The organism is Cryobacterium sp. TMT4-31 (genome assembly GCF_004403385.1).
Lineage (GTDB): Bacteria > Actinomycetota > Actinomycetes > Actinomycetales > Microbacteriaceae > Cryobacterium > Cryobacterium zongtaii.
Genome location: NZ_SOGI01000066.1, coordinates 66,212 through 92,768, shown reverse-complemented (window position 1 = coordinate 92,768; position 26,557 = coordinate 66,212). Strand labels below are relative to the sequence as shown.

The following is a 26,557-nucleotide window of genomic DNA, read 5'->3' as shown; positions in this document are numbered from 1 at the left end:
TTGTCATCACCGACACCCGCTGGGTTTGTCCTCGTACCGAGTCAATCCAGGGTTTCGAGGAGCAGCGTGTCAACGAGCGCCAGCGTGATCTTTTGCGCCTTCAGCTCGGCCGCTGACCCCCGATTGCAGGGTTGGCTGTCGTTTAGGCAACACCTGCAATCGGGCGAGGTCGGGCTTGCCCGCATCGTGCCGGTTCCACGCCGCGGCGGCGCGCGCGGCACGGTGGCCACCGACGGGTCCTGGTCGGCACACTCCGGGATCTGGCGTCTTCTCGCGTCGAACAGCCGGGAGTTGGGGCGCAGTTCCTCCGTGTATTCGTCCTTCGCCACGGCTCGGGCGCACGTGCTCGTGTTGCAGCTGGGGGTCGACCGGATGGCCATGCGCGCCGTGACCGGGCCGGTATCCGGAACCCACGGCTGGGTTGTGACCGTCGACGACGTCGCCGTGATGACGAGTGGACGGTGGTACGGAACGACGTCGGCCAGCCGGGATGCCTGCGCGGGCGCTCTGGCCGCCTTGCGCAGCGCAGTGGTGACGGCTGATCCTCGGCGAATGGTCGAGCCCGGAGCCCGCCGTTCCCGCCGGCCCCGTGGCGACGCAGAACTGACCGGCGTCTGGTGAGCGCCCGCGGGCGTTGGGCCGACTGGGTGCCCCTCGGCCTGTTCCTGGTCCTGACGGCCTGGCTGGTGGGGGGAGCCCTGCTGGAATCGGTGGGAGGTCCAGGGGCGTCCCGGACGGCTTGGTCGAGCAGTGCGGTCGAGTCGAGCAGTGCAGCTGCGCCGGCAGTATTGCTGCCTGCCCCGGCGCCAACGGAACCCGTCAGCCAGCCGGAGAACGTGGCCGTCGGCACTTCCGTCCTGGTCGGAGTCCCCGCTGCCGGCCTGGTGTCGGGGGACTGGGCCAGGGCGGCGGCATCGGCCACCGGCATCCCGCACCGGGCTCTGCTCGGGTACGCGGGCGCAGCACTGCGGCTGGCTAACGAACAGCCCGACTGTCGCCTGGGCTGGACTACCCTCGCGGCGCTGGGATCGATCGAATCCGACCACGGCAGCCACGACGGCTCAGCGATCGGCGCCGACGGCGTCGCGGCGCCGGGGATCTACGGGCCGCTGCTGGATGGGTCCGGTTACGACGTCTTCGTCGACACCGACGCCGGCCGCTGGGACGCCAATACCGAGTTCGACCGTGCCGTCGGCCCGCTCCAATTCATCCCGGCCACTTGGGACCGGTGGGGTGCGGACGGCAATGGCGACGGAACCGCCGACCCCCAACAGATCGACGACGCCGCGCTGGCGACCGGCCGGTACCTCTGCGACTCGGGCGACCTCTCGGCCGCGACGGCCTGGCGGGCGGCCGTCTACTCGTACAACCACGTCGAGAGCTACGTCGATTCCGTCGCCGTGGCGGCGAACGGCTACGCAGCGCGGATGCCGTGAACCGGCTGTCCGGCCCGGTCGCCGGCCTGATCTCCGAGCGCTACAGGCTGGGCGCGCTGCTCGGCACGGGCGGATCCGCGTCGGTTTTCGCCGCAGTCGACACCCGTTCCGGCGACACCATCGCGCTCAAGATCCTGCATCCGGTGTTGTCCAGCTCCCCGAGGCTCCGGGAGGCGTTTTTCCGGGAGGCCCGTGCGGCGGCCTCGGTCCGGCACCCGAACATCGTGGCTGTCCTCGACGTGGGCGTGCACGACGATGCCGCCGAGCCGCTCGCCTGGATCGCCCTGGATCTCGCACCGGGCGAGAGCCTCGCCGAGCACGTCGGCCGCACCGGCCCGCTGCCGGTCCCGGATGCCCTCACGGTCGCTCTAGCCGTGCTGCAGGCGCTGGCCGCAGCCCACGCCGCCGGGCTGATCCACCGCGACGTATCACCGGCGAACATCATGATCGCACCCGGCGGCGATGGCCGACTCCATATAGCTGGCGTACGACTGCTCGACTTCGGCCTGGCGGATGCGGCCGGCCGGGTGGCGGTCGGGTCGGACGTGCTGGGCAGCGAACCGGCAGACGGCCACGATCCGGATGCCGACGCGGACCGGCCCGTGGGCGTGCTGGGCAGTGTCAACTACCTCTCACCCGAGCAGGCCGCCGGTATTCCCGTCGACGAGCGCGGTGACCTCTACCAGCTGGGCGGGGTGTTGTACTTCGCGCTGACCGGGGAGGCGCCCTATGTCCGCGACACCGTGGCCGCGGTGATGCGCGCCCACGCGCTCGCACCGCCACCGGTTCCGTCGGTGGCACGGGCCGGCATCCCTCGGGGCGTCGACCGGATCGTGGTGCGGGCGCTGCTCAAGCACCGGGAGGACAGATTCGCCTCCGCGGCTGAGATGCGGAACGCCATTCTGGCCCTGACGCCGCCCGCGCCAGCCGATACCGGTTTCGGCGACGACCGCACTCGCCGGTTCGACCGCCTGGTTGACGGGCTGCCCCACGCCGTCATCGATCCCGGCCGCACCACCGTGCTGCCGCGCACCGCGCAACGTCCGCCGGGTGGGGCGACGGCCGGGTCGGTCACCGGTTCCGCGGCCGGATCGCCCGCCGTGCCTCGGCCCGGACCCCGGCGACCGGGCGGAGGGAAGGCGGGCGGCTGGGTCGCCCTGGTGCTCGTCGCGGGGGTGATCGCGGCAGGCTGGGTGGCGGCCGCCGGCGGTTCTGCCCGGTCGTTCGTGGCCGTGAGCAGCACGCCATCGGCGACCGCTGCGGAGGTCAGCACCGACATGTCGACGGCACCCCCAGCGCCGGTCGATGCCCCATCCCCATCGGTCCAGGTGCCCGAGCTCACCATCATGCCGCTCGGCGAGGCCCGCGCTGCCCTCGAGGCCGCCGGTCTCCGTCTGGGCAGCCTGACACCGGCGGATTCGGTACGGACCGGCGACACCGTTCTCGCCCTTGAGCCGGGGCCAGGGTCGTGGCTGAACGCGGGGGACACCGTCAACCTGGTGGTGGCGTCCGGCTCGAACAGCGTTCCCGCCACCGTCGGGCTTGCCTCGGCTGAGGCTGTGGCTGCGCTGCAGAACGCGGGATTCGTCGCCGTCGTCGAGACCCGCGTCGACGGGGATACGGTGCCTGGCACGGTGCTCGCGAGCCATCCGGACACGGCAGCGGTGCTGCGCCTCGGAACGAGCGTGACGATCACCGTGGCCGCCGCGGCCCCGGTCCATCCGACGCCCACGCCGTCGTCGTCGCCGGGCCCGAGCAACACGCCCACGGACAGCGCACCGCCGGCTCCGTCGCCCTGAGCGTCGACCGGCGCCAAGTCAACACACCGTGTCCATGGCTCGGTAGCGAAACCGACTCCGCGAATTCACCCGGCAACCCAAACATATGTTTCGGACGTGCGGCCGCTTACCCGGCCCGCACGGCCCTGCCCACGTTTTCCCCCCTGTCGCTCCCGAGGACACCCATGCCACGCACGATCAATGCTTCTCTGTCTGCGCGCCCCGCGCCGGACACCGAAGCGTTCCCCTTCGAGAAGGAACGTCGGCGCACGCTGGTGTCCCGGCCGTCGGTGTCGGACTCCGTGTTTCGTTCGGTGGCGTTCGCCGCCGGTGGCATCACCGTCGCGATCATGCTCGCCGTGGGGGTCTTCCTCTCGATCCGGGCCTCTGACGCCCTCGGCGTCGCGGGCTTCTCGTTCCTCACCGAACAGGAATGGTCACCGGAGTCCCAGTCCTTCGGCATCGCCTCTGTGCTCTTCGGCACCATCACGATCGCCCTCATCGCCATGTGTGTCGCGGTGCCGCTCGCGCTGGGCACCGCGCTGCTCATCTCCGAGGTCGCCCAGGGCCGGTTGCGGTCCACCCTGGTCACCCTCGTCGACCTGATGGCCGCCGTGCCGAGCGTGGTCTTCGGGCTCTGGGGAGTCTTCTTCCTGCAAGCCAACGTCATCCCGGTGGCCAGCTGGATCTCGACCTACTTCGGCTGGATCCCGTTCTTCAGGGTCTCGGATGCGTCCGGCGATGCCCTCACCGACGCCAGCGCCTTCACCTCCTCGGCGTTCATCGCCGGCATCGTCGTCGGGCTGATGGTGGTGCCCACCCAGACTTCGGTCATGCGCGAGGCCTTCTCCCAGGCCCCGATCGGGGAACGCGAGGCGGCGTTCGCCCTCGGGTCGACCCGCTGGGGCATGATCCAGGCCGTCGTTCTTCCCTTCGGACGCGGCGGAATCATCGGCGGCACCATGCTCGGCCTCGGCCGGGCCCTGGGCGAGACCATCGCCGTCTACATGATCATCTCGCCGATCTTCACCATCAACTGGCAGCTGCTCAAGACCGGTAGCAATTCGGTGTCGGCGCTCATCGCCCTGCGCTACGGCGAATCGAGCGCGTTCGGCCTCTCCGCGCTGATGGCGGCCGGTCTGGTGCTGTTCCTGCTGACCCTGGTCATCAACTTCACAGCCTCCTCCATTGTGGCCAGGTCCCGCTCAGGGGCAGAGAGCGACTGACCATGACACTGACAGAGACCACCCTGACGCCGGCTGCGCGCAGCACCCACATCCCGTCACCCGACGGAATCGCGATCGGCCAACGCCGCCGGGTGCGCTCGGCGCGGGTGGGCGACCGCTTCAACGTGTTGGGCGCCGCCGCCGCGGCCATGGCCCTTGCCACCCTGATCTTCGGTTGGGTCACGCCGCTGTCCGGGGGCATTGGATGGACGATTGTCGCCTTCCTCTCCTTCATCGGCTTCTACGCCCTGCTGGTGAGCTTCACGGCTGACTTCCAGGAGGTGAAGGACCGGGTGATGGCCGTGTTGCTCTCCAGCGCCGGTGTTGTGCTCTTCGGCGCCCTGGTCTTCGTCGTGGCCTTCACCCTGGTGCGCGGGCAGGAGGCGCTGCCCCACCTCAACTTCTTCACCGAGAGCATGGAGATGGCCGGGCCCCTCGACGGACTCGACGTCGGTGGCATCCTGCACGCCATCGTCGGCACCCTGATGCAGATCGGCATGGCGCTGATCATCACGGTTCCGCTGGGCATCCTCACCGCGCTCTTCCTCAACGAGGTCGGCGGCCGGTTCGCCCGGTTCGTGCGCACGATTTCGGATGCCATGACCGCGCTGCCCTCGATCGTGGCCGGCCTCTTCGTCTACTCGGCGATCATCGTACTGATCACCCACCAGCGGTCGGGTTTTGCCGCAGCGATGGCGATCACGGTGATGATGCTGCCCATCGTCATCCGGGCCTCCGACATCGTGCTGCGCCTGGTGGCCGGCAACCTGCGCGAGGCCGCATATGCCCTGGGGTCAACCCGGTGGCGCACCATCTGGCACGTTGTGCTGCCCACGGCCCGGCCCGGGCTGGCCACGGCCGTGATCCTGGGCACCGCACGGGGAATCGGTGAGACCAGCCCGGTCCTGCTCACCAGCGGCGTGACCGCGGTCGTCAACCTCAACCCGTTCGAGGGCCCGATGATCTCGCTGCCGCTTCAGGTGTTCGACTTCGTCAAGTCACCTGAGCCCAACATGATCGCCCGCGGCTTCGGGGCGGCGGCGGTTCTGATCCTGCTGGTGCTCGCCCTGTTCGCCATCGCCAGGCTGATCGGTGGGCGCGGCCCGGGCGACCTGTCGCGCCGCCAACAGCAGCGGGTGGTGGCGGCCTCGTTGCGTGACCTGCAGCGCATCACGATCCGGGGCGACCTCCGCCATCCGCACCAGCCTGCCCCGCTCCCGCCTGCCCCAAAGAAGAAGGAGTCGTCCTCGTGACGCCGAAAACCCGGTGGATTCGTGCAATCCACGCCCTGTTCGCACTCAGCGCCGTCGTGATCGTGAGCCTGACCGGCGCCCTGCCGGCGCAGGCTGTCAGCTACGACCCGATCTCGGGCAGCGGCTCGACCTGGTCGCAGAACGCCCTCGACCAGTGGCGCACCAACGTGGCGTCGAACTACGGGATGACCGTGAACTACAACGGCGGCGGTTCTTCGACCGGTCGCAGCGACTTCATCGCCGGCGTCGTCCACTTCGCTGTGAGCGAGGTCCCCTTCCAGCTCGCCCCGGAAAACGGTACGGCACCAGAAGTACCGACCAGGGGATACGCGTACATGCCCATCGTGGCTGGAGGCACCTCCTTCATGTACAACCTCAAGATCAACGGGGTGCGAGTATCCAACCTGCGGCTGAGCGGCGAGGTCGTCACCAAGATCTTCACCGGCGTCATCACCAACTGGAACGACCCGGCCATCCAGGCTGACAACCCCGGCCTGGCCATGCCAGACAAGGGCATCGTGCCGGTTGTCCGCTCCGACGGCTCCGGCTCCACCGCCCAGTTCACCCTCTGGATGTCCAAGCAGCACCCCGACCTGTGGAACGCATTCTGCACCTCGGTCAACCGTCCAACACCCTGCGGGCTGACCTCCCAGTACCCCACCTTCGGCAACGCCAAGGCCCAGAGCCTGTCCTCAGGGGTGGCCGGCTACGTCAGCCAGGACTACGGCGAAGGCGCCATCACCTACGTCGAGTACTCGTACGCCCTCGAGTCCGGCTTTCCCGTGGCCAAGGTGCTCAACCAGGCCGGCTACTACGTCGAGCCCACTGCCTCTTCGGTGGCCGTTGCCCTGACGACAGCCCAAATCGACCAGACCCCCGGTCCGAACTACCTCACTCAGATCTTGGACGGGGTGTACAACAGCGCCGACGCACGAACCTACCCACTGTCGAGTTACTCGTACATGATCGTTCCCACGGAGGTCGGCGGCGTCTTCTCGGCCAGTAAGGGCTTCACCCTGGGCGCGTTCGCGAATTACATGCTCTGCGAGGGCCAGCAGCAGGCCGCCGATTTGGGCTACTCGCCGCTTCCCATGAACCTGGTGCTGGCCGGGTTCGACCAGATCAAGCGCATCCCGGGGGCGGACACGTCGGGTGTGGACATCAATAAGTGCAACAACCCCACCTTCAAACCCGGGGATTCACCCTCCAGCAACCAGCTCGCCCTCACCGCCGCGCAACCGCAGGACTGCGACAAGGTGGGTCCCAACCAGTGCACCACCGGGACCGCCGGCGCCCCGGCGGAGACCCCGGTCTCCGGCTCGGGAACCGGCGGAAGCGCCACCGGTGGAACCACGGAGACCGCCGCGGCGGCGGCCGCCGCGACCGGCGGCGCTGCCGCCGCCTCGACGGGTGCCGCGGCGGTGTACGACGCAAACGGCGCCCTGATCTCCGGCGGGGCAGCCGGGTCGACCCTGGCCGGTGCTGCCGTGGCCACGCCCTTCGCACTGGCCGACGAAGGCTGGGGGACACAGCAATCCTTGATGCTCCTGGCCGCGACCCTCCTGGTGGCGGCGGCAGTGCTGCCGCCGGTCTTCTGGCGACGCCTGGCGCCGCGCGGTGGCAAGGGCGGCCTCAAATGAGCCGCCACGCAACCGTGAAAACCTCGCTCTGGACCCGAGCCGGTGCCGGCGGCATCGTCGTGGGCCTTCTGGTCGGCGTCGGCGTTGCCGCGCTCACCTCACTGGCCCCCGTCCCCGCCGTGGCCGACAACTCAAGTGCCGTCACCGTGACCTCCGCTGACTACGAGCTCGACCCGGACGGGGCACCTTTTCCCGATCTCGCCGTGACCGTCTCCAAAACCACCGACCTCGTGTCCGAGGGCATCCTGGTGAGCTGGACCGGCGGCAAGAAGTCGGTGCGGCCACAGGGCAACGTCGGCGGAGAGAACTTCCTGCAGATCGCGCAGTGCTGGGGCGAAGACAAGGACCACCCCGGGCACCCCGACCGCACCACCTGCCAATACGGCGCCTTCCCCAATGCGGGCCGCGACGCCAACGTCAACGCCAACGTCGCCCCTGACCCGGACAAGCCGGATGTGGCGCCGAACATCGCGCCGGAGGACGAGCAATACACCTCGGCCGGCTCCGGGTTCGCCGTGCCGCCATACACGTCGATCCCCTTCCAGCCCCGCAACGGCGCCATCGTGGCCTCGGTGATCGAGAAGGACGGCGTGCTGGTGCACGACACCACCGTCGATGTGAACAAGAACGAGTACTTCACCGAGTACACCTCCAACGAGGTCAAATGGGCCGGTTCAGACGACACCGGTACCGGCTCGGCCAAGTTCGAGGTGCAGACCACCATGCAGTCTCCCGGTCTCGGCTGCGGTGAGCCGGAGGTGGCGGACGGCGTGACCAGCGGCAAATCCTGCTGGCTGGTCGTCATTCCCCGCCCCGTGGGAGATTCAGGCACCAACGAGATCGTCCGGCCCGGTCTGTTCTGGGATGCCTGGCAGCACCACGTCGCGGTCAAGCTGGACTTCAAGCCCGTCGGGGTCCGTTGCGAGATCGGCAGTGCGGAGGCCCAGCTCGGCGGCAGCGCGCTCGTGGCCGGTGCCATCTCGTCCTGGCAACCGAACCTCTGTTCCGGCGCGACCGGATCCGCGTTCGTGCTGAGCACGGGCAACGAGGCAGACGTGCTCGCCAAGGCGAGCGGCACCGCGCCGAGCCCGCTCGCGCTGACTTCTTTCCCGGCCAGCACGACCGTGGCCGATCCGCTGCAATACGCCCCGGTCGGAATCTCGGGGGTCACCGTGTCCTTCGCCATCGACCGCCGGGTCAAACCGGTCGAGGGCATCAGCCAGGAGTACAAGGACCGGGAAACCCAGGCCTTCACTTCCCTCAACCTGACCCCTCGCCTGATCGCCAAGCTGCTCACGGCGTCCTACATCTCTGCGTTGCCGCCGGGCGCCGACCTCACCCACATCAACTACATCGACTACGCGCACCAGGGCGACAACGCCCGCAACATCACCAGCGACCCCGAGTTCCTCGAGATCAACGACGCCGAGTGGGCTGCCCAGGACCTCAACAGCGCCTCGTTGTCCGATTCGATGGCGCCGTCCGGCCGGTCGGACCTCGCCACCCAACTGTGGCGGTACGTGATGGCGGATGCCGACGCCGTGGCCTTCCTGGACGGCACCCCGGACGAGTGGGGCATGATCGTCAACCCGTGGTATTCGACCAACGCCGGCATCAACCCGACCGGCGCGGGCTTCACTCTGCCCAGGGACAATTTCCCCAAGGCCGACCCGGTGGAGAAGCCGGCTACGACCGGCTCGAATGGGGTCGGCCCGGTGAACCTCGTGACCTGGCGGCCCTACACCTCCGACTTCGAGAACGGCGCCTACCTCACCCTGCGCGGTGACGGTCAGCAGCTCGGTGGCTGGGACCAAACCAGCACACCACCGAAGTACCTGAAAACGGCTCGCAGCCTGGTCGGCGAGCAGGGTGTGATCGGCCTGAGCACCGCTGCCTCCGCTGCCCGGTACCAGAACGTCACTGCCTCGCTGCGCAATCCGGCCGGTTCCTTCGTGGCCCCGACCAGCGAAGCGCTCCTCGCCGCCGCCGCGGCCATGACTCCGACCAGCCAGCAGGCGAAGGTCCTGGAATTCGACCCGGCCACCGCCGCCGCAGAGGGCGCCACCACCGCGTACCCGCTGACCATGCCGATCTACGCCGCGCTGAATCCGTTGCAGACGGACGCCACCCTGCGGGCGAAGTTCGCGAATCTGATTCGGTACGCGGCCACGGACGGCCAGAAGCCGGGCACCGCGCTCGGCCAGTTGCCCGCCGGGTATGCGCCCATGCCTCAGCCCTGGATCGACCAGGCGCTCGTCGCAGCCACGGCCATCGAGAAGGGCATCAGCCCCAATACCAAGCCGACCCCCGCCCCTGCCCCTGCCGCTGCTGTGACGGTGCCGGTCACCAAGCCGGCGGCGGTGCCCGCAGCAGCCAGTGTGACGGGAGCCGTTGCCGCCGCTGCGGCGACTGTCGCGGCGGCCACCGACCCCACGGCCACCGGAACCGTGGCCGGGCCGCTGCTGGGGTCGAAGACTCCCGACGACCCCGTCGTCGGCCCCGTGGCCATGGCGGTTCCGGCCGGACTTCTCTCCGGCCTGGTAGCCGCAGGGGCTGTCCCCATGATTTCGCGCCTCAGACGAAAGCGGCTCTGATGCGCCACAGCTTGGCGGTTCGACCCCGGGCACACGCCCAGGGCGCGCACGTCGGGACAAACGGATCCGCCCGGACTCCGTTCCTTGCATCACATCCGAAAGGCATCACCGTGATTTCGAAGAAGGCTATTGCGCTCTGCGCGACTGTCGGCGTCACCCTGTCTGGAATTGCCCTCGCTGCACCGGCATACGCCGAGCCCGTCTCCAATAGCTATTCCATCGTCGGATCCGACACCCTCGAAGACGTTGTCGGCGCACTGGCCAACGGCACTCGAATCACCGGATCCACCGTGCGTACCACCGCATCCGGTTCGACGCTCGGCTCGTTCGACGCCACCGGAACGCCCTACATCACCACCAAGTCTTCCGGCGTTCGTCTCGGCCGGCCCAACGGCTCCGGCGACGGCGTCAAGGCGCTCAGCCGCTCCATCGACGGCGCCGCATACACCTCTGGCACCGCCGGCGGACCGGCCAACGTGACCATCACCGGCCAGGTCGACATCGCCCGCTCGTCCAGCGCCGGCACGAGTAACGCGAACGGTGAGCTGCTGTATGTGCCGTTCGCCCGCGACGCCATCGCCTACGCCTACCAGGGCTCGGCCAGCGGCATCGGCTCGATCACCGCCACCCAGATGAAGAGCCTCTATGAGTGCTCGGCCGGATTCAAGATCGGCGGCGTCACCGTCACCCCGATCATTCCGCAGGCCGGATCGGGAACCCGCAAGGACTTCATCAGCAAGATCGGCGTCACCGAGGCCAGCATGCTGACGGTCGCGGAGGGTGGCTGTGTCGTTGAGGGCCAGGAGCACGACGCGACCACCCTGACGGCCGAGTCCGTCATGCCGATGGCCGTCTCGCGCTGGATCGCCATGAACACCGGCGCCAGCTACGACAAGCGCGGCAGCGGCACCCTGGGCTCCCTCGTCTCCGGCGTCGCGCCGGTCACCGGCACCGGAACCGCCATGGTTCCCAACGCTTCCTACTACAGCAACGGCACCTGGGGCCGCGACACCTACCTGGTTGTCGAATTCGCGCGGGTCGACCCGACCAACGCGAAGTACGACGCCAAGCTTGCCGGCCTGGTCGACCCGACCAAGGTCACCAGCCTCACCAACACCGCCTCGGTTCTGGCCAACCAGCCGGGCGCGGTCAAGAAGAAGTTCGGCATGCTCGCCCCGTCCAACACCACCGCCTTCCGCGTTCTCAAAACTGCCTAGCCCGCACCCGCGCACATTCACAAAAGGAATATGACAATGAAGATCAGCAGAAAAGCCAGCATCGCAGCAGCCGGCCTGATGTCCCTGGCCCTCGTAGCCGGTGCAGCGACGGCGGCCCAGGCCGCCCCGCAGACCAACGGCTCCGACGGACCCATGTACCTCTACGACGGCGCAACCGGCGAACTGATCCCCGCCGGCTCGCCGTTCGCGTGGGACGAATCCGCCGTGTCCTCCAACTCCGCCACAGACCCCAGCGAACCGCTGTTCTGCCCGGTCGGCTCTGAAGGCGCCCAGCAGTTCCTCTCCCCGGTCGGCCAGGAGCGCACCGTGCTCAACTGGACGGCCTTCTCCCCGGGTGGATTCGACCCCTCCCTCGACCTGTCGGTGCTGCTGGCTCCGCTCATGCCTGAGGGATTGATCAACGGTCTTCCCGGCCAGGCCGCGGCCAAGGCTGCCGGCGGAACATACAGCCTCGGCGTGGCCTGCACCATCAACAACGACGTCACCGTCGTGGGCGCGTTCTACCGCACCATCACGGTCGACGCCGGCACCGGTGTCTGGCGCGCTGCGGCGGTCGCAGACGCCACGCCGACCGACCCGACCGACCCGACCGACCCGACCGACCCTGCCCCTGAGGGCACCTCCGGCACGATCGCCCTGGCACCGACTGTCGTCGGTGCCACCAACGGCGTGCTGGCGCTGACGGTTCCGGCGGGCGCCGCGGCGACCTTCGGCACCCCGTCGCTGGTGGACAACAAGTCGACCACCACCGGTACCCTCGGTGCCGTCACGGTGAACGACGGTCGTGTTCTGACCCTCAACGGCTGGGACCTGACCGCCAATGTCGCTGACTTCGTGAACTCCGCGGACACAACCAGCATCATCGGCAAGACCCAGCTCGGCGTTGCACCGTCGGTCACCGCGACGGGCACCACGGCGACTGGTGTCACCGCCGCCGCCGCGCAGGTCGCCGGTTCCGCCTCCTACCCGGCGGCTTTCGCCGCGGCGGCGGCAGGCAGCACCGTCGGCGCCAGCGTGTTGAACGCCGGACTGACCTTTGTCGCTCCCCAGGCGAAGGCGGCGGGTACCTACACGTCGACCATGACCCTGACGGTCGTCTCGAAGTAATCAGCACCTGAATGACGGGGGAGGGGCGGTGTCTGACGCCGTCCCTCCCCTCCTCACCCCGTACCTTCCGCCAGAAAAGAGATCGCCGACCGTGACTAACCGCCGCACCCGCTCCCGCCGCCTCGCCCTCGTCTCGTCGGGTTTGCTCGTCACCCTGGGACTGACCGTGGGCCTCGGTGCCGCCGGCGCCTGGGCGGATGACTCAGACGGTATCGCCGGATCCCCGGCGGCCAACGGCAGCGTCGACCAGACCCGTTCGCGCTACAGCTATCAGGTCGACCCCGGCCAGCAGGTGGCAGACGAATACCTGGTGCAGAACACCGGCACCACCGCGCAGGCCGTCACCGTCTACGCCACCGACGCCTTCAACGCTGAAGACGGCAGCTTTTCCCTGCTCGACGGCGGGGTGGAGACCGTCGATGTCGGGCACTGGGTCAGCTTCGACAACGGCGCGAACAAGGTCGAGGTCACGCTGGAACCCGGCGGCTCGCAGATCATCCCGTTCACGGTCACCGTGCCCGCCGACGCCCAGCCCGGCGACCACGCCGGCGGCATCATCGTCTCTGCCCTCTCCCCGGCCGGCCAGGTGACGGTGGACCGCCGGGTCGCCATCCGGCTCTACGCCAGGGTGAAGGGGGAACTCCAGCCCGGTCTCACCATCAGCAGCATCTCCTCGTCCTACCGCGGTGAGCTGAATCCGTTCGCCGGCGAAACATCACTCACCATCAGCCTGCAGAACACCGGAAACGTCTCGCTGGGCGCCAACACCGTCGCCCAGGTGCGCGGCATCTTCGGCATCCCGCTGTCGGACCTGACCCGGACGCCGATCCCCGAGATGCTCCCCGGCAGCTCCCGCACCGTCACCATCGTCGTGCCGGGAGTGGGCCCATGGATCTACCTCAACCCGCAGGTCTCCCTCGCAGCCACTGTCGACGAAGATGCCCTGCCGCCAGGGCTCCTGCCCTCCGCCCAGCGCAGCAGCGATCTGTTCGTTGTGCCGTGGGCCTTCGTGATCGTGCTGGTCCTTGCCGGGTTCGTCCTGCTCGTCGTGCGACTGAGTCGTTCCAGGGATTCGGCTCGCGCCACGGCCTGGATCGCCTACACAGAGGCCGAGGCCCGCCGCAAAGCCCGCGAGGAAGCCACGGCCTAGCCGCTACTTCCAGATCTCATCCATTCCGAGGCAGATCATTCGAGCGTGCGCCGCCATTTCTTCCCCGCGCGTTTGCTTGTAGTTTGCTCGCCCAACAGCTCAGAGAAAACCGGACCAGACTAACTTGACTGTGCTCATCTCCCACACCGTGCGTCACCTCCTGATCGTGGCGCTCTGCGCGCTGGTGCCCGTGATCGGCCTGATGGGACTCGCCGTCAGCGCCCAGGCGAACGAAGACCCGGATGGGGTGAGCCTCACGGTCAGCGTCCTCGGCTCCACCTCAGCACCCAGCCCGGCAGCCACGACTCGGGCGAGCACCAGGCCCGCCGCGCCCGTCACCTCCCCGACTACGCAGGTGACCCCGGTGGGCTCCGCGGCCACGGAGGCGCTGGGAACGGACCCCGTCGTCATGGCCGGCGTCCTCGCCGTGAGCGGGCTCACCGCGACCGCACACCCGACCGCGGGTCCCGACGGCGGGGACATCGTGCTCACGTTCACGGTGAAAAACCTCACCGACAATCCGATCAGCTCGTCCCTCCGGTTCTGGGTGGACAACGCCGTCGGCCTACAAATCCGTGCCGCGAATGACGCCTCGCTCACCGACCTGGCCGGTGGTGAAACCCGCACCGTCACCACGACCTTCACCGATGTGAGCCAGTGGAGCGTCTTCAACAGCCACGTGACCCTGACACCGCCGGACAGTGTCGACGGCACCGCGATGACACCGGTCACCCGGGACGCACTGCTTCTGGTTCCGCCATACTTCGTACTGCTGGTCGCCAGTCTGGTCGTCGGCCTGTCCGTCGCCGCTCGCTATGCGTTCCTCACCAAGAGGCTCTTTCCCGTCAGCGTCGCGGAAACCGCATCGTGACCCTGACCAGGCCGCCGCGCGGCTGGAAGCCGGGCCGGGCTCCTGAGCCGTCCTACGAACAGCCTGACGCTCCAACGCCCGTCGGATCGCAGCCGCCCAAGGGATGGCGCCCGCGCCAGCCGCCGAAACCCCCGCGCCGCATGCCGGCACCGCCGACCGTGCTGGTCCTCACCCCGGCTGACCTGCTGCTGCGCACCATCCTGGCGATTGTCGCGGCGTTGATCTTCGGCTTCCTCGCCAACCTCACGGTGCTGGGAAACCTGCAGCACCTCGTCTCCCAGCAGCAGCTCACCGACACGCTGCGGGTGGAACTGGCCCAGGGAACGGCGCCGGTGAGCGAGGGAACCGTCGACAAGGTGCTCCTGGCCGACGGCGCCCCGCTCGCGATCATCGACATCCCCTCGCTCGGTGTGCACGAGGTTATTGTCGAGGGCTCCGATTCCGGGACCACCCGCCTGGGTCCCGGGCACCGCCGCGACACTGTGCTGCCCGGCCAGGCCGGCATCAGCGTGGTCATGGGCCGGGCCGCCGCGTACGGCGGGCCGTTCGCGCGCATCCAGGAACTGGCGCCCGGCCAGGTGTTCACCGTGCTGACCGGCCAGGGCGAGCAGACCTTCGAAGTGATCGGGGTGCGCTACGCCGGAGATCCAGCACCGACCCCGCTGGCCGCGGGGGAGAGCCGTCTGATCCTGGAGACCGCGCGCGGGGCGGCCTTCGTGCCGGGCGGCGTGGCCAGGGTGGATGCCGTTCTGACGAGCGAGACACAGCCGGCGGGCATCCGCCAGACCAGCTATGTCACCCTGCCGGCGTCGCACAAGGAACTGGCAACGGACACCACGACGGTGTGGGCGCTGGCCTTCGCTCTCCAATTCTTCCTCCTGATTGAACTGGCGATGATCTGGTCCTTCCGCCGCGTCGGCCTGCAGAAGGCCTGGACGGTTTTCATCCCGGTCGTGGCAGTCGGTGGGCTTTTCGTCGCCGACCAGGCCGTTCGGCTCCTCCCCAACCTGCTCTAGCGAACGAAACGAGTCCTCATGACCCAGTCCACCCAGGATGCCGAGCTGACGCAGGTGCTGCCGGCCGTGACGACGGCCCCTCGCCCCGCTCACCCGGCCGACCGGGCTCAGCCAGACCGTCGGGCGCGGCGGTCCCGCGGCTTCGCCTTTCCGGCCCGCATGGGCACACGAACCCCGACCGTCGGGCTGCCCATCGCGGTGGAGCCGCGACCGTTGGCCACCCTGGAGGGGCGCAACGTGTCGGCCTGGTTCGGCGAGCGGCAGGTGCTCGACAGGGTGAACCTGACCATGCCGGCGGGCGTCATCACCTCCCTGATCGGCCCATCCGGCTGCGGAAAGTCGACATTCCTGCGCATCCTGAACCGGATGCACGAGCTCGTGCCGTCAGCGAGCCTGGCCGGCGAGGTGCTGCTCGACGGAGAGGACATTTACGATCCGGAACGCAAACTCGTCGACGCCCGTAAGCACATTGGCATGGTTTTCCAGAAGCCCAACCCGTTCCCGGCCATGTCGATCTACGACAACGTCATTGCCGGGCTCACCCTCACCGGCGTCCGTGCCTCGAACGACGAGAAGGACTATCTGGTCGAGAGCTGCCTGACCAAGGCCGGGCTGTGGACCGAGGTTCGGGACCGGTTGCGTGCCCCCGGCGGCGGGCTGTCCGGCGGGCAGCAGCAGCGTCTGTGTATTGCCCGGTCCCTCGCGGTGACGCCTCGGATCCTGCTGATGGACGAACCGTGCTCGGCCCTGGACCCCACGTCGACCCGGGTGATCGAGGAGACCATGCTCGAGCTGGCCCACGAGGTCACTATCGTCATCGTCACCCACAACATGCAGCAGGCCCAGCGGGTCTCCCAGAACTGCGCGTTCTTCCTCGCCGCCCAGGGCACCCCCGGCGGGATCGTCGAGCACGGGCCGACCGACCTGATGTTCGGCGACCCGATCGACAGCCGCACGGCGGACTACGTCAACGGCCGGTTCGGATAGCCGGCGTGACGCTCAATCGAAGTCGAGACTGAGCTTGCGCAGGAGGGCGGCGAGGCGCTCCTGGTCTGCTGAGGGCAGGCTGGCCAGAAGGGCGGCCTCGGCGTCTACCAGACGGGTGATCGCGGCATCCACCCGGGTCAATCCGCCGGCGGTCATGCCCACAAAGATGCCGCGGCCATCGTTGGGGTCGGTGCGGCGGGTGACCAGGCCCCGTTCGACCAGCCTGTCGATACGGTTGGTCATGGTTCCGCTGGACACCAGGGTCTGCTGCAGCAGCAGCTTCGGGCTCAGCTCGAACGGGGCGCCGGCCCGGCGGAGCGCCGACAGCACGTCGAATTCCCAGGAGTCCAGCTCCGACCGCGAGAACGCGGTGCGGCGGGCACGGTCCAGATGCTTGCTCAGCCGGGCGACGCGGGAGAACACCTGAAGCGGCGCGAAATCCAGGTCGGGGCGCTCCCGCAACCAGGCATCAACGATCCGGTCGACTTCGTCATGAGCAGGCATCCGTCCATTATCCGGTTTTCGTCGACCCCGGAAACCGCGGATGACGCGGGGCGTCCGCGCATCTGGCAGACTTGACTCCGTTGCCCGGCCCCGAGCCGATGCAATCCGCCGTGGTGTAATGGCAGCACGACAGCCTTTGGAGCTGTTAGGTCTAGGTTCGAGTCCTGGCGGCGGAGCTCATGTGTGAGAGCACAGTTGAGAGGACCACAGTGACCGATTCCCGCCTCGCTATCATCGTGCTGGCCGCCGGCCAGGGCACCCGCATGAAGTCCAGCCTGCCCAAGCTCATGCATCCGCTCGCCGGACTGCCGATCATCAGCCATGTGCTGGCCACGGCCCGTGCCCTGGATGCCGCGCACGTGATCACGGTGCTCCGGCACGAGCGTGAGCGCCTGGCCGAGCTCGTCGCCTTCGACCTGCCGGAGAGCCTGCTCGTCGATCAGGACGAGATCCCCGGAACCGGTCGCGCCGTGGAGCAGGCCGTCGCCGCGCTGCCCGCCGACTTCGACGGTGACGTGCTCGTGATCAGCGGTGACGTGCCGCTGCTGAACGCCGCGACCCTGGCGAACTTCATCGAGGCGCACCGGGAACGCGCGGAGGTGTCCGCCACCGTGCTGTCGGCGTTCCCGACCGACGTCACCGGCTACGGCCGCATCATCCGCAGCGACGACGGCGGCTTCGACCGGATCGTGGAACACAAGGACGCCAACGACGACGAACGCGCCGTCGACGAGATCAACGCCGGCGTGTACATCTTCGGCCTGTCCGAACTGCGCGACCAGCTGGCCAGACTCACCACCGACAACGTACAGGGCGAGAAGTACCTCACCGACGTGATCGGTCTGCTGCGCGCCGCCGGGTCGGAGGTGCGCGCCGTGCCGGTGGCGGATGCCTGGCTCGTCGCAGGCATCAACGACAGGGCCCAGCTCAGCGACACCGCCGCCAAGCTCAACGCCGTCATCGTGCGGGGCTGGCAGCTGGCCGGTGTGACCGTGCAGGACCCGGCCACCACCTGGATCGACCTCAAGGCCACGCTCGCGAATGACGTGACCCTCTTGCCGGGCACCCAGATCCTCGGTTCCACCACGGTGGCCACCGGAGCGATCGTCGGCCCGGACACCACCCTGCTCGACTGCGAGATCGGCGAAGGGGCCACGGTCAAGCGCACCGACGGCACTCTCGCGGTGATCGGCGCCGGCGCCACCGTCGGCCCATTCGCCTACCTGCGGCCGGGCACCTGGCTCGGCGCCGACGGCAAGATCGGCACCTTCGTGGAGACCAAGAACGCCGTCATCGGCGAGGGCAGCAAGGTGCCGCACCTCAGCTACGTGGGCGACGCCACGGTCGGGGTGCACTCCAACATCGGCGCAGGCACGATCTTTGCGAACTACGACGGCGTGACCAAGAACCCGTCGGTGATCGGGTCCCATGTGCGCACCGGGTCGCACAACGTGTTCGTCGCGCCGATTAGAATCGGTGACGGAGCCTACACGGGCGCCGGAACTGTGGTCCGTAAGGACGTGCAGGCCGGGGCGCTCGCGATCAACGTGGCTCCGCAACGCAATATGGTCGGTTGGGTAGAGACCAACCGGCCGGGAACAGATGCGGCGACAGCCGCGTCACAGAGCGGAGACTAGGTGCCTGGAATCAAGAGCAGCGGCGAGAAGAAATTGGTGCTCATCTCGGGGCGAGCGCACCCACAACTCGCGATCGACATCGCCGCAGAACTTGGTTCGGAGCTGATCCCCACCGACGCGCGTACCTTCGCCAACGGCGAGATCTACGCCAGGTTCGACGAGAGTGTGCGCGGTGCCGACGCGTTCGTCATCCAGTCGCACACCAACCCCATCAACGAGTGGTTGATGGAACAGCTGATCATGGTGGATGCGCTCAAGCGTGCGTCGGCCAAGCGGATCACCGTGGTCGCCCCGTTCTACCCGTACGCCCGTCAGGACAAGAAGGGTCGCGGTCGCGAGCCGATCTCCGCCCGCCTCGTCGCCGACCTGTTCAAGGTGGCCGGCGCCGACCGCATCATGTCGGTCGACCTGCACGCCGCCCAGATCCAGGGCTTCTTCGACGGCCCCGTCGACCACCTCTTCGCCATGCCGGTGCTGCTCGAGCACTTCCGGGCCAAGCTGGACCCGTCCACCCTTACCATCGTGTCGCCGGACATGGGCCGCGTGCGCGTCGCCGACATCTGGAGCGACAAGCTCGGCGCCCCGCTGGCCATCATCCACAAGCGCCGCGACCCCCTGGTGCCCAACCAGATCACCGTTCACGAGATCGTCGGAGAGGTCAAGGGTCGGGTCTGCCTGATCGTCGACGACCTGATCGACACCGGCCGCACCATCGTGCAGGCCGCGGAGGCGCTCATGGCCGCCGGCGCCATCGGTGTCGTCGTCGCCGCCACGCACGCCGTCTTCAGCCCGCCCGCGCTCGAGCTGCTGCAGAACGACGCCATCCAGGAAGTCGTCGTCACCGATACCCTGCCGATCCCCGAGGACAAGCGTTTCCCGACGCTGACCGTGCTGCCGATCGCGCCCCTGCTGGCGCGCGCCATCCACGAGGTCTTCGACGAGGGATCCGTCACATCGATGTTCGAGGGCGCCGCGTAAGGCTCGCACTCAGCACGTTCGCGGTTGGCCGGTCCTGTTTCGGGGCCGGCCTTTTCGCGTTTCAGAGCACGAGTTCGACGGTGACCGTCGCTGTGTCGCCCACGCCGATCTTCTCGGCCTCGCGGATGGCCTTCTTCACCGGCAGAACAAACCGGCCCGTGGCGCTCTCGGGGAAGATCGAGGTGGCCCACCTTGAGCCGTTGATGGCCACCCGCACTCGCTGTGAGCCGAAGCCGACCCGCAGTCCGTCGGTGAGCTCCCGAATCTCGTCGGACTGGTCGGCGGGCAGCGAGACGAACACCCACGCGTTCATGCTTTCGGTGTTCCACAGTGCCGTCGTGAAGGTGAAGGTGGGTCCCATCGGGCGCCTTTCGTCGGACTAGGTCGTGGCGCCGGCGGCCGGCGGCCGGAACGGGCCCGGGATGATGCCCAGCGGCATGACGAAGGTCTGGCGTTCGTTCTGGTCGATTGCGTAACACTGCCAGCCGAAGCCGCCCGCCCCGACCAGCTCGAACCTGGCGTCGATGCCCTCAGAGAGCGGGTAGTAGCGCGTCACGGCCGCGGCGCAGGCCCTGGCGGCCGTGGCCGAGGCGATGCTCATGGTGGTGAGCACGCCGGGCACGAGCAGGGCGACGAGGCCGAGGATCACGGTGATGCGCATGAGCAGCACCATCCGCCGGCCGCGGAGGGGCCGGGAGGAGTCCGTCGGTTCGTAACCGGAGAGTTCGGGGTGAAAGTCGCTCATGAGTGCCCTCCAGTAAATCAGATCGCGCCGGCTTGAGGGCGCCCGATCGCGGATGCCTGCGGTTCACCTTGCGGCCGTATCCTTGCCGCATGCACGCTACGGATCGGCGGGAGGGCCAGGGTGCCCTCCAGCGGCACCTCGGTACCGTCGGGGCGATGGTGCTGGGCCTGGCCGCGATGATCGGCGCCGGGGTGTTCTACGTGTGGGTGCCCGCGGCGGCGGCGGCCGGCTCCGGTCTGCTGATCGGGCTGGTCCTGGCGGGGCTGGTCGCCTCGCTCAATGCCCTGAGCTCGGCGCAGCTGTCGATGAGCCATCCGGTGTCCGGGGGAGTCTATGTGTTCGGGCGGGCGACCCTCGGCCCGTGGTGGGGGTTCTCCGCCGGCTGGTTGTTCCTGGCCGGCAAGACCGCTTCGGCCGCGGCCATCGCCTCGATCCTGGGCGGCTACCTGTGGCCGGAGCAGGCCCGGCCGGTGGCGGTAATGGCGATCCTGGTGCTCGGAGCCGTCAACCTGACGGGTGTGCGCAGCACCGCCAGGCTCAGCGCCGCGGTGGTGTTCCTGGTGCTCGGCGGGCTGCTCATGCTGGTGGTCGTGGTGGCTGCCGGGCTTGCCGGCGGGTCGCTCACGGCCTCGTTCGACACCGGGTCGCTGCTGGCTGGCGGCGGGGCGGGCATCCTGCAGTCGGCCGGCCTGCTCTTCTTCGCGTTCGCCGGCTACGCCCGCATGGCCACGCTGGGGGAGGAGGTGCGGGACCCCCGCCGCACCCTGCCCCGCGCGATCGTGGCCGCCCTCGGCGTCACCCTGGTGGTCTACGCGGTGATCGGAGTGCTCTGCGTGCTCGTGCTCGGACCGGCGGTCCTGGCGGACTCGGTCTCGCCGCTGGCCGACCTCGTCGGCGGTGCGGAGCCGTGGACCGTCATCGTCCGGGTGCTGGCGGCCATCGCCTGCCTGGGCTCGTTAGCCGGCATCCTGGCCGGACTCAGCCGCACCGGGCTGGCGATGGCGAGGGAAGGCGACCTGCCGGGCGCACTCAGCCGCGTGTCGCCGACCCTGAACACCCCGGTGTCGGCGGAGATGGCCATGGGCCTGGTCGCGGTGCTCGGCGTGCTGCTGCTGGATGCCGCCCGGCTGGTGGGCTTCTCGGCCTCCGCGGTGCTGGTCTACTACGCAATCGCGCATCTGGCCGCTCTACGGCAGCCGGGCGAGCAGCGCTGGCTGCCGCGCTGGGTGCAGTACCTGGGCGTGGCCGGCTGCCTGCTCCTGGCCCTGACCCTGCCCTGGCCGGGGGTCGTCGCCGCGTTCGGCTGGCTGGCGCTGGGCCTGGTCGGACGCGCCCTGCGCCTGTCCCGCTCCGCCCCGAGCTAGCCTGCCCCGCCCCAAATGGTCCCGGTGCGGACATATGGCCCCGGCACGCGGGGTGCACATGTCCGCAGGGGTAACAGAAGCGAATTGGCGGCACCGTCCCTCCCCAGTCGGGGCACCGGGTCAGGAGTGCACAGGTGGGTGGGTGCCGGGTATCGCTGACACGGTGGTTGAGAGTCTCGCCACATGACTGATGACCGGCTGGACCCACGAACGGGCCTGTTCCTTGTCAAGAACATCGGTGTGACCGACACGGATGCCCGGCAGTTTCGAAGATCTGTCGATCGGGGGCAGGGCACCCGCTTGCGCCGCGGGGTCTTCACGACGATGGACCGCTGGGGCGGCTTGGCGTCACGGGACCGATACGTCGACCACATTCGTGCCGTTGTGGCGACCAGGCGGCATGACCCCGTCGTCAGCCACCAGTCCGCCGCGGCGCTGTGGGGCATCCCGCTGGGTGGCGCTTGGCCAGAAGCCGTGCATGTCCTGGCGGTGCCGGCGGCACGGGTGCGCAGCAAGAACGGCGTATTCGTGCATCGGACTGCGTTCGATTGGGCCGAGGTCGTCGAACTCGACGGCGTGCTCGTGACCAGCCCGGCTCGCACCCTGCTCGACTTGGCCAGAACGGCAAGCTTCGAAGATGCCGTTGTCGCACTCGACCACGGCATCAATCCTCGGCGGGCCACCCCGGAGGTGCTCGTCTATTCGGACGAACTGTCCGAAATGCTCGCCCGGTGTGGGTCATTGCGTGGCAGCACCAAAGCGAAGCGGGCCATAGCCTTCGCGCGTCCAAACGCCGACAATCCGGGGGAGTCGATTAGCCGCGTCGCGATTTTCGAGCTGGGCCTCCCCGATCCCGAGTTACAGTGCCGGCACCCGAATCCGCGAGGCGGGTGGTACTACACCGACTTCGAGTGGCCGCGCTTTCGGCTGATCGGGGAGTTCGACGGACGGGGCAAGTACCTCAAGGACGAGTACCTACGTGGGCGCACACCGGGTGATGTCGTCTACGCCGAGAAGGTGCGCGAGGACCACCTGCGCGCCGACGGATTTCGGGTGGTGCGGTGGGGCCCTGGCGAGCTCGCCGACCGGGGTGCGCTGAGTCGCCTTCTGGTCGCTGCCGGGTTGTCCGGGACCCGATGAGTGCCGCTCGCCGGGCATCCCAACGGCCAAACAACTGTTGCCCGTACGGACAACTGGACCCGGCGTGCCGGGCGCAAATGTCCGCACGGGCAACAGTTGCCGAGCGGGTGGTGCGGGAGCGAGGAACTCCGGGGGAGGGCCCCCTGGTTGGAGGAGCCTCTAGTGCGGAGGAGCCTCTAGTGCGAGGAGCCCTCGGTGACGATCTCGGTACGGTCGCCGGACCACAGGGTGTGGAAGGTGCCTTCCTTGTCGACGCGCTTGTAGGTGTGCGCCCCGAAGAAGTCGCGCTGGCCCTGGGTGAGGGCAGCGGGAAGGCGGTCAGCACGCAGGCTGTCGTAGTACGCCAGCGAGGACGCGAAAACCGGCGCGGGGATGCCGGCGTGGGCGGCGTCGGCGACAACGTTGCGCCAGGAGTCCTGGGCCGTGGCAACGACATCGGTGAAGAACGGGGCGGTGACGAGCGAGACGAGTCCCGGGTTCTCGGTGTAGGCCTCGGTGATGCGGTTGAGGAAGCGGGCGCGGATGATGCAGCCACCGCGCCAGATCTTCGCGATGTCGCCCTTCTTGATGTCCCAGTTGTACTGCTCCGCACCGGCGACGATGGCGTCGAAGCCCTGCGAGTAGGCGATGACCTTGGACGCGTAGAGCGCCTGGCGGACACCCTCGATGAAGCCATCCACATCTTCGACGGGGTTGACGGTCGGGCCGGGCAGAGCGGCGGCAGCGGCACGCTGCGCGGGCTTGGAGGAGACGGAGCGGGCGAACACGGCCTCGGCGATGCCCGACACGGGGATGCCGAGGTCGAGGGCGGTCTGCACGGTCCACACGCCGGTGCCCTTGCTGCCGGCCTGGTCGAGGATGACGTCGACGAGCGGCTTCCCGGTCTCGGCGTCGACCTGCTTGAGGACCTCCGCGGTGATCTCGATGAGGTAGCTCTCGAGGTCGCCCTTGTTCCACTCGGTGAAGATCTCGGAGATCTCGGCCGGGGTCTTGCCGGTTCCGCGACGGATGAGGTCGTACGCCTCGCCGATGAGCTGCATGTCGGCGTACTCGATGCCGTTGTGGATCATCTTGACGAAGTGGCCGGCGCCGTCGGTGCCGACGTGGGTGACGCAGGGCTCACCGTCGACGACAGCGGCGATGGACTCGAGGATCGGGCCGAGGGTGACGTACGCCTCGGCGGAGCCGCCGGGCATGATGCTGGGACCCTTGAGGGCGCCTTCCTCACCACCGGAGATGCCGGCGCCGACGAAGTTGATACCTGTCTCGCGCACGGCCTTCTCGCGGCGGAGGGTATCGGTGAACAGGGCGTTGCCGCCGTCGACGATGATGTCGCCGGGCTCGAACAGCTCGGTCAGCTGGCTGATGACGGCGTCGGTGCCCTTACCGGCCTGCACCATGATGATCGCGGTGCGGGGGGTCTTGAGCGAGGCGACGAATGCCTCGATGGTCTCGGAGGCGACAAAACCGGCCTCGGGGTGCTCATCCATGAGCAGCCGGGTGCGTTCGGGCGAACGGTTGTACACGGCCACGGTGTTGCCTTCGCGGCTGGCGAGGTTCCGGGCGAGGTTGGAGCCCATCACCGCCAGTCCGACAACGCCGATGTTTGCTGAACCGGTTTCTGACACGTGTTCTCCCTTAGATCTGTGAGTTGTGATCATGTTCAAGATTAGTGGCTTACATAGCCCATGTAATCATATTTATAGCGCGGAGGTCGGATCGGCGGCCCAGGTGGGCTGCACCTCGGCGTAGGTGCGGCGCATGATCCGCTCCATCGCCTCCCGAGCCTTCTGCGGTTGCGCGCCCGAAATCGCCTCGGCGACCTCGGCGTGCAACTGCAGGGTGTTCTCGTGCGGGCGGTCCGGCTGCAGGCCCAGGTCGGTGCGGCCGGACAGGACCGCGGCGACGGCTCCGTCGAGCTTGGCGAACATCTCATTGCCCGAGCCCCGCAGCACCAGCCGGTGAAACCGGATGTCGAGCTCCAGGAACGAGGACAGGTCACCCGAGTCACCCGCGGCCCGCATCAGGTCGGCCACGTCCATCAGCTCGGCCGCGACCGAGGCCGCCGCATGCCGAGCGGCCAGTTCCGCAGCCATCGGTTCCACCGCGGAGCGCAATTCGGTGAGCGAGCGCAGCTGTTCGCCCTTGCCGGGGCCGAGCAGGCGCCAACGGATGATGGTCGGGTCGTAGGCGTTCCAGCTGGACGGTGGCAGAACCCTGATGCCGACCCGTTTGACGGACTCGACGAGGCCCATCGACCCCAGCACCCGGATGGCCTCCCGGATGACCGACCGGCTCACCCCCTGTCGGCGCTCGATCTCGTCGGAGAGCAGGACGGTTCCCGCTGGAACCGTCCCATCGACGATGGACCGTCCGACGTCTTCGGTCACTCGGGTGTGCAGGCTGGGCGGCATGGTCGTCACTTTATCGCCTAGACTGTTGAGTTGAACTTCGGCGAGGGATTCGCGCCAGCCGGGAAACCGGTGCCTGCGAAATCCGTAATCGACGCGGCGAAAAGTCCTCTCAGGCCTTTCCTCACGCTGACATGCGTTCGAGTTGAACCAGCATCCGTACTGCGGGCCCCGTGCCCGCAACACCAATACGGGCACACGAGGCCCGCAAGGAGACACATCATGGCCGAGGCCAAGAACAGCAACAACAAGATTTCCGCAGACGCACGCAACAGCTTCGGCAAGGGCGCGGCCCGCAAGCTGCGCGTGCTGGGCAAGATCCCCGCCGTCATCTACGGCCACGGCACCGAGCCCGTGCACGTGGCCCTGCCGGCTCACGAGATCGGCCTGCTGCTGCGTCGCGCGAACGCCGTGCTCGAGCTCGACGTCGAAGGAACCACCCACCTGACCCTGGTCAAGGACGTGCAGAAGGACCCGGTTCGCCAGATCATCGAGCACCTCGACCTCATCGTCATCCGCAAGGGTGAGAAGGTCCAGGTTGAGGTCGCCGTGCACGTCATCGGTGAGACCGCCCCCGGCACCACCGCCGACCTCGACGCCAAGACCCTGCTGCTCGAGGTCGAAGCCACCAACATCCCGCAGAGCGTGAGCGTCGACGTCGAGGGCCTCGAAGACGGCACCCTCATCCACGCCAGCGAGATCACCCTGCCCGACGGCGCGTCGCTCATCTCCGACCCCGAGATGGTCGTCGTCGGCGTGCACCTGCCGGCCGAGGAAGAAGAGGAAGAGGAGACCGTCGAGGGCGAAGAAGCTCCCGCCGAGGAAGCTGCCGCCGAGTAGTCTTCCCCCTTCAACACCGGACAGAAACTTTTGTAAAGGAACCCCCTGGACGAGAATCTCTGGCTCGTAGTCGGGCTCGGTAACCCCGGGCCCGGCTACGCCGGTAACCGCCACAACGTCGGCCACATGGTCACGGCCGTGCTCGCCGACCGGATGCGCGCGAATTTCAAGAACCACAAGGCGAATTCCGCCGTCGCCGAGGGGCGCAGTTTCCCCGGCGGTCCCAAGCTGATCCTGGCCAAGCCGAACAGCTTCATGAATCTTTCCGGCGGACCCGTCGCGGCCTTGCTCCGGTTCTACTCCCTGGACGTCTCCCGCCTCATCGTCGTGCACGACGAGCTGGACCTGCCCTTCGACACCCTCAAGATCAAGGTGGGCGGCGGCCACGGGGGCCACAACGGGCTGCGCGACATCATCGCGGCCACCGGCAGCAACGAGTTCACCCGCATCCGGATGGGCATCGGCCGGCCGCCCGGCCGGCAGAACGCCGCCGACTTCGTGCTGCACGACTTCTCCAGCACCGAACGCACCACCCTGGGGATCATGCTCGAGGACGCGGCGGATGCGATCGAGATGATCGCCGCGGAGGGTGTCACCGCCGCCCAGCAGAAGTTCCACGCCCCACCCGCGTAGAAAACTACC

General features: G+C 68.4%; 24 protein-coding genes and 1 tRNA gene. 20 read left to right on the top strand and 5 right to left on the bottom strand.

The genetic code is table 11. From position 1 onward, the window contains the following. The first annotated feature begins 66 nt into the window (after positions 1-66). The 13 genes from E3T19_RS16095 to E3T19_RS16040 all read left to right on the top strand — a co-directional run bounded on the left by E3T19_RS16095 (position 67) and on the right by E3T19_RS16040 (position 16,296). Positions 67-621, top strand: a complete 555-nt coding sequence (locus tag E3T19_RS16095; RefSeq protein ID WP_134409338.1) for a hypothetical protein — start codon at positions 67-69, stop codon at positions 619-621. Continuing rightward, positions 618-1,436: a lytic transglycosylase domain-containing protein gene (locus E3T19_RS19130; RefSeq protein ID WP_166788908.1), complete on the top strand. Its 819-nt coding sequence runs from the start codon at positions 618-620 to the stop codon at positions 1,434-1,436. The genes E3T19_RS16095 and E3T19_RS19130 overlap by 4 nt, the downstream gene beginning before the upstream one ends. Beyond that, positions 1,433-3,235 carry a PASTA domain-containing protein gene (locus tag E3T19_RS16090; RefSeq protein WP_166788907.1) on the top strand — a complete coding sequence of 601 codons (1,803 nt, stop codon included), beginning with the start codon at positions 1,433-1,435 and terminating at the stop codon, positions 3,233-3,235. The genes E3T19_RS19130 and E3T19_RS16090 overlap by 4 nt, the downstream gene beginning before the upstream one ends. Positions 3,236-3,399: 164 nt before the next feature. Next, on the top strand, positions 3,400-4,440 hold the full coding sequence (pstC, locus tag E3T19_RS16085; RefSeq protein ID WP_088456742.1) for a phosphate ABC transporter permease subunit PstC: 1,041 nt from the start codon (positions 3,400-3,402) through the stop codon (positions 4,438-4,440). A gap of 2 nt (positions 4,441-4,442) precedes the next feature. Beyond that, positions 4,443-5,693: a phosphate ABC transporter permease PstA gene (pstA, locus tag E3T19_RS16080; protein WP_134409337.1), complete on the top strand. Its 1,251-nt coding sequence runs from the start codon at positions 4,443-4,445 to the stop codon at positions 5,691-5,693. Next, a complete protein-coding gene (gene pstS, locus E3T19_RS16075; RefSeq protein ID WP_241980310.1) occupies positions 5,690-7,333 on the top strand; it encodes a phosphate ABC transporter substrate-binding protein PstS in 1,644 nt (547 codons plus the stop codon). The genes pstA and pstS overlap by 4 nt, the downstream gene beginning before the upstream one ends. Further along, on the top strand, positions 7,330-9,927 hold the full coding sequence (locus tag E3T19_RS16070) for a hypothetical protein (RefSeq protein WP_134409336.1): 2,598 nt from the start codon (positions 7,330-7,332) through the stop codon (positions 9,925-9,927). Before pstS ends, E3T19_RS16070 begins: the two co-directional genes overlap by 4 nt. 110 nt (positions 9,928-10,037) lie before the next feature. Further along, positions 10,038-11,144, top strand: coding sequence for a hypothetical protein (locus E3T19_RS16065; protein ID WP_088456739.1), 1,107 nt, complete (start codon positions 10,038-10,040; stop codon positions 11,142-11,144). Between the two features lie 36 nt (positions 11,145-11,180). Continuing rightward, on the top strand, positions 11,181-12,272 hold the full coding sequence (locus tag E3T19_RS16060) for a WxL domain-containing protein (protein ID WP_166788906.1): 1,092 nt from the start codon (positions 11,181-11,183) through the stop codon (positions 12,270-12,272). Positions 12,273-12,363: 91 nt separating this feature from the next. Then, a complete protein-coding gene (locus E3T19_RS16055) occupies positions 12,364-13,422 on the top strand; it encodes a WxL protein peptidoglycan domain-containing protein (protein ID WP_166788905.1) in 1,059 nt (352 codons plus the stop codon). Positions 13,423-13,552: 130 nt separating this feature from the next. Then, positions 13,553-14,293 (top strand): hypothetical protein, encoded by a 741-nt coding sequence (locus E3T19_RS16050; protein ID WP_134409335.1) that lies wholly within the window; start codon positions 13,553-13,555, stop codon positions 14,291-14,293. A 140-nt stretch (positions 14,294-14,433) separates the two neighbouring features. Further along, complete coding sequence (locus E3T19_RS16045) at positions 14,434-15,309, top strand: sortase (RefSeq protein ID WP_103461594.1); 876 nt, start codon at positions 14,434-14,436, stop codon at positions 15,307-15,309. A gap of 18 nt (positions 15,310-15,327) precedes the next feature. Beyond that, positions 15,328-16,296: a phosphate ABC transporter ATP-binding protein gene (locus E3T19_RS16040; protein WP_241980308.1), complete on the top strand. Its 969-nt coding sequence runs from the start codon at positions 15,328-15,330 to the stop codon at positions 16,294-16,296. A gap of 12 nt (positions 16,297-16,308) precedes the next feature. Here E3T19_RS16040 and E3T19_RS16035 read toward each other — a convergent pair whose 3' ends face one another. Further along, positions 16,309-16,800, bottom strand: a complete 492-nt coding sequence (locus E3T19_RS16035; RefSeq protein ID WP_088456734.1) for a MarR family winged helix-turn-helix transcriptional regulator — start codon at positions 16,798-16,800, stop codon at positions 16,309-16,311. A 104-nt stretch (positions 16,801-16,904) separates the two neighbouring features. Between E3T19_RS16035 and E3T19_RS16030 the strand changes: the two genes are divergently transcribed. The 3 genes from E3T19_RS16030 to E3T19_RS19195 all read left to right on the top strand — a co-directional run bounded on the left by E3T19_RS16030 (position 16,905) and on the right by E3T19_RS19195 (position 19,415). Beyond that, positions 16,905-16,976 (top strand) — tRNA-Gln (locus tag E3T19_RS16030). A gap of 3 nt (positions 16,977-16,979) precedes the next feature. Continuing rightward, complete coding sequence (glmU, locus tag E3T19_RS19200; protein ID WP_198415067.1) at positions 16,980-18,437, top strand: bifunctional UDP-N-acetylglucosamine diphosphorylase/glucosamine-1-phosphate N-acetyltransferase GlmU; 1,458 nt, start codon at positions 16,980-16,982, stop codon at positions 18,435-18,437. Further along, positions 18,438-19,415 carry a ribose-phosphate diphosphokinase gene (locus tag E3T19_RS19195; RefSeq protein ID WP_134479672.1) on the top strand — a complete coding sequence of 326 codons (978 nt, stop codon included), beginning with the start codon at positions 18,438-18,440 and terminating at the stop codon, positions 19,413-19,415. A gap of 61 nt (positions 19,416-19,476) precedes the next feature. On the opposite strand, the gene E3T19_RS16020 is transcribed toward E3T19_RS19195, so the two are convergent. Both E3T19_RS16020 and E3T19_RS16015 read right to left on the bottom strand, forming a co-directional pair. Beyond that, on the bottom strand, positions 19,477-19,776 hold the full coding sequence (locus E3T19_RS16020) for a DUF1905 domain-containing protein (protein WP_088456733.1): 300 nt from the start codon (positions 19,774-19,776) through the stop codon (positions 19,477-19,479). Between the two features lie 18 nt (positions 19,777-19,794). Continuing rightward, positions 19,795-20,160, bottom strand: coding sequence for a hypothetical protein (locus E3T19_RS16015; RefSeq protein ID WP_134409334.1), 366 nt, complete (start codon positions 20,158-20,160; stop codon positions 19,795-19,797). Positions 20,161-20,249: 89 nt separating this feature from the next. Between E3T19_RS16015 and E3T19_RS16010 the strand changes: the two genes are divergently transcribed. Beyond that, positions 20,250-21,524 (top strand): APC family permease, encoded by a 1,275-nt coding sequence (locus tag E3T19_RS16010; RefSeq protein WP_134409333.1) that lies wholly within the window; start codon positions 20,250-20,252, stop codon positions 21,522-21,524. A 183-nt stretch (positions 21,525-21,707) separates the two neighbouring features. Further along, on the top strand, positions 21,708-22,664 hold the full coding sequence (locus E3T19_RS16005; protein WP_088456730.1) for a hypothetical protein: 957 nt from the start codon (positions 21,708-21,710) through the stop codon (positions 22,662-22,664). 176 nt (positions 22,665-22,840) lie between these two features. On the opposite strand, the gene gndA is transcribed toward E3T19_RS16005, so the two are convergent. Together gndA and E3T19_RS15995 are read right to left on the bottom strand one after the other, a co-directional pair. Next, positions 22,841-24,292, bottom strand: a complete 1,452-nt coding sequence (gene gndA / locus E3T19_RS16000) for an NADP-dependent phosphogluconate dehydrogenase (RefSeq protein WP_255453176.1) — start codon at positions 24,290-24,292, stop codon at positions 22,841-22,843. Between the two features lie 72 nt (positions 24,293-24,364). Then, positions 24,365-25,078 carry a FadR/GntR family transcriptional regulator gene (locus E3T19_RS15995; RefSeq protein WP_103479458.1) on the bottom strand — a complete coding sequence of 238 codons (714 nt, stop codon included), beginning with the start codon at positions 25,076-25,078 and terminating at the stop codon, positions 24,365-24,367. A gap of 219 nt (positions 25,079-25,297) precedes the next feature. On the opposite strand from E3T19_RS15995, the gene E3T19_RS15990 reads away from it, so the two are divergent. Beyond that, positions 25,298-25,915 (top strand): 50S ribosomal protein L25/general stress protein Ctc, encoded by a 618-nt coding sequence (locus E3T19_RS15990; RefSeq protein WP_103429773.1) that lies wholly within the window; start codon positions 25,298-25,300, stop codon positions 25,913-25,915. Positions 25,916-25,960: 45 nt separating this feature from the next. After that, positions 25,961-26,548: an aminoacyl-tRNA hydrolase gene (gene pth / locus E3T19_RS15985; RefSeq protein WP_088456727.1), complete on the top strand. Its 588-nt coding sequence runs from the start codon at positions 25,961-25,963 to the stop codon at positions 26,546-26,548. The last annotated feature ends 9 nt before the right edge of the window (positions 26,549-26,557 follow it).

Bases quoted from the DNA above. Each gene is read 5' to 3' on its own strand.
- pstC (WP_088456742.1), top strand. From the start codon at position 3,400: ATGCCACGCACGATCAATGCTTCTCTGTCTGCGCGCCCCGCGCCGGAC.
- pstA (WP_134409337.1), top strand. From the start codon at position 4,443: ATGACACTGACAGAGACCACCCTGACGCCGGCTGCGCGCAGCACCCAC.
- E3T19_RS16070 (WP_134409336.1), top strand. From the start codon at position 7,330: ATGAGCCGCCACGCAACCGTGAAAACCTCGCTCTGGACCCGAGCCGGT.
- E3T19_RS16060 (WP_166788906.1), top strand. From the start codon at position 11,181: ATGAAGATCAGCAGAAAAGCCAGCATCGCAGCAGCCGGCCTGATGTCC.
- E3T19_RS16045 (WP_103461594.1), top strand. From the start codon at position 14,434: ATGCCGGCACCGCCGACCGTGCTGGTCCTCACCCCGGCTGACCTGCTG.
- E3T19_RS16040 (WP_241980308.1), top strand. From the start codon at position 15,328: ATGACCCAGTCCACCCAGGATGCCGAGCTGACGCAGGTGCTGCCGGCC.
- E3T19_RS16035 (WP_088456734.1), bottom strand. From the start codon at position 16,800: ATGCCTGCTCATGACGAAGTCGACCGGATCGTTGATGCCTGGTTGCGG.
- glmU (WP_198415067.1), top strand. From the start codon at position 16,980: ATGTGTGAGAGCACAGTTGAGAGGACCACAGTGACCGATTCCCGCCTC.
- E3T19_RS16020 (WP_088456733.1), bottom strand. From the start codon at position 19,776: ATGGGACCCACCTTCACCTTCACGACGGCACTGTGGAACACCGAAAGC.
- E3T19_RS16015 (WP_134409334.1), bottom strand. From the start codon at position 20,160: ATGAGCGACTTTCACCCCGAACTCTCCGGTTACGAACCGACGGACTCC.
- E3T19_RS16010 (WP_134409333.1), top strand. From the start codon at position 20,250: ATGCACGCTACGGATCGGCGGGAGGGCCAGGGTGCCCTCCAGCGGCAC.
- E3T19_RS16005 (WP_088456730.1), top strand. From the start codon at position 21,708: ATGACTGATGACCGGCTGGACCCACGAACGGGCCTGTTCCTTGTCAAG.
- E3T19_RS15995 (WP_103479458.1), bottom strand. From the start codon at position 25,078: ATGCCGCCCAGCCTGCACACCCGAGTGACCGAAGACGTCGGACGGTCC.
- E3T19_RS15990 (WP_103429773.1), top strand. From the start codon at position 25,298: ATGGCCGAGGCCAAGAACAGCAACAACAAGATTTCCGCAGACGCACGC.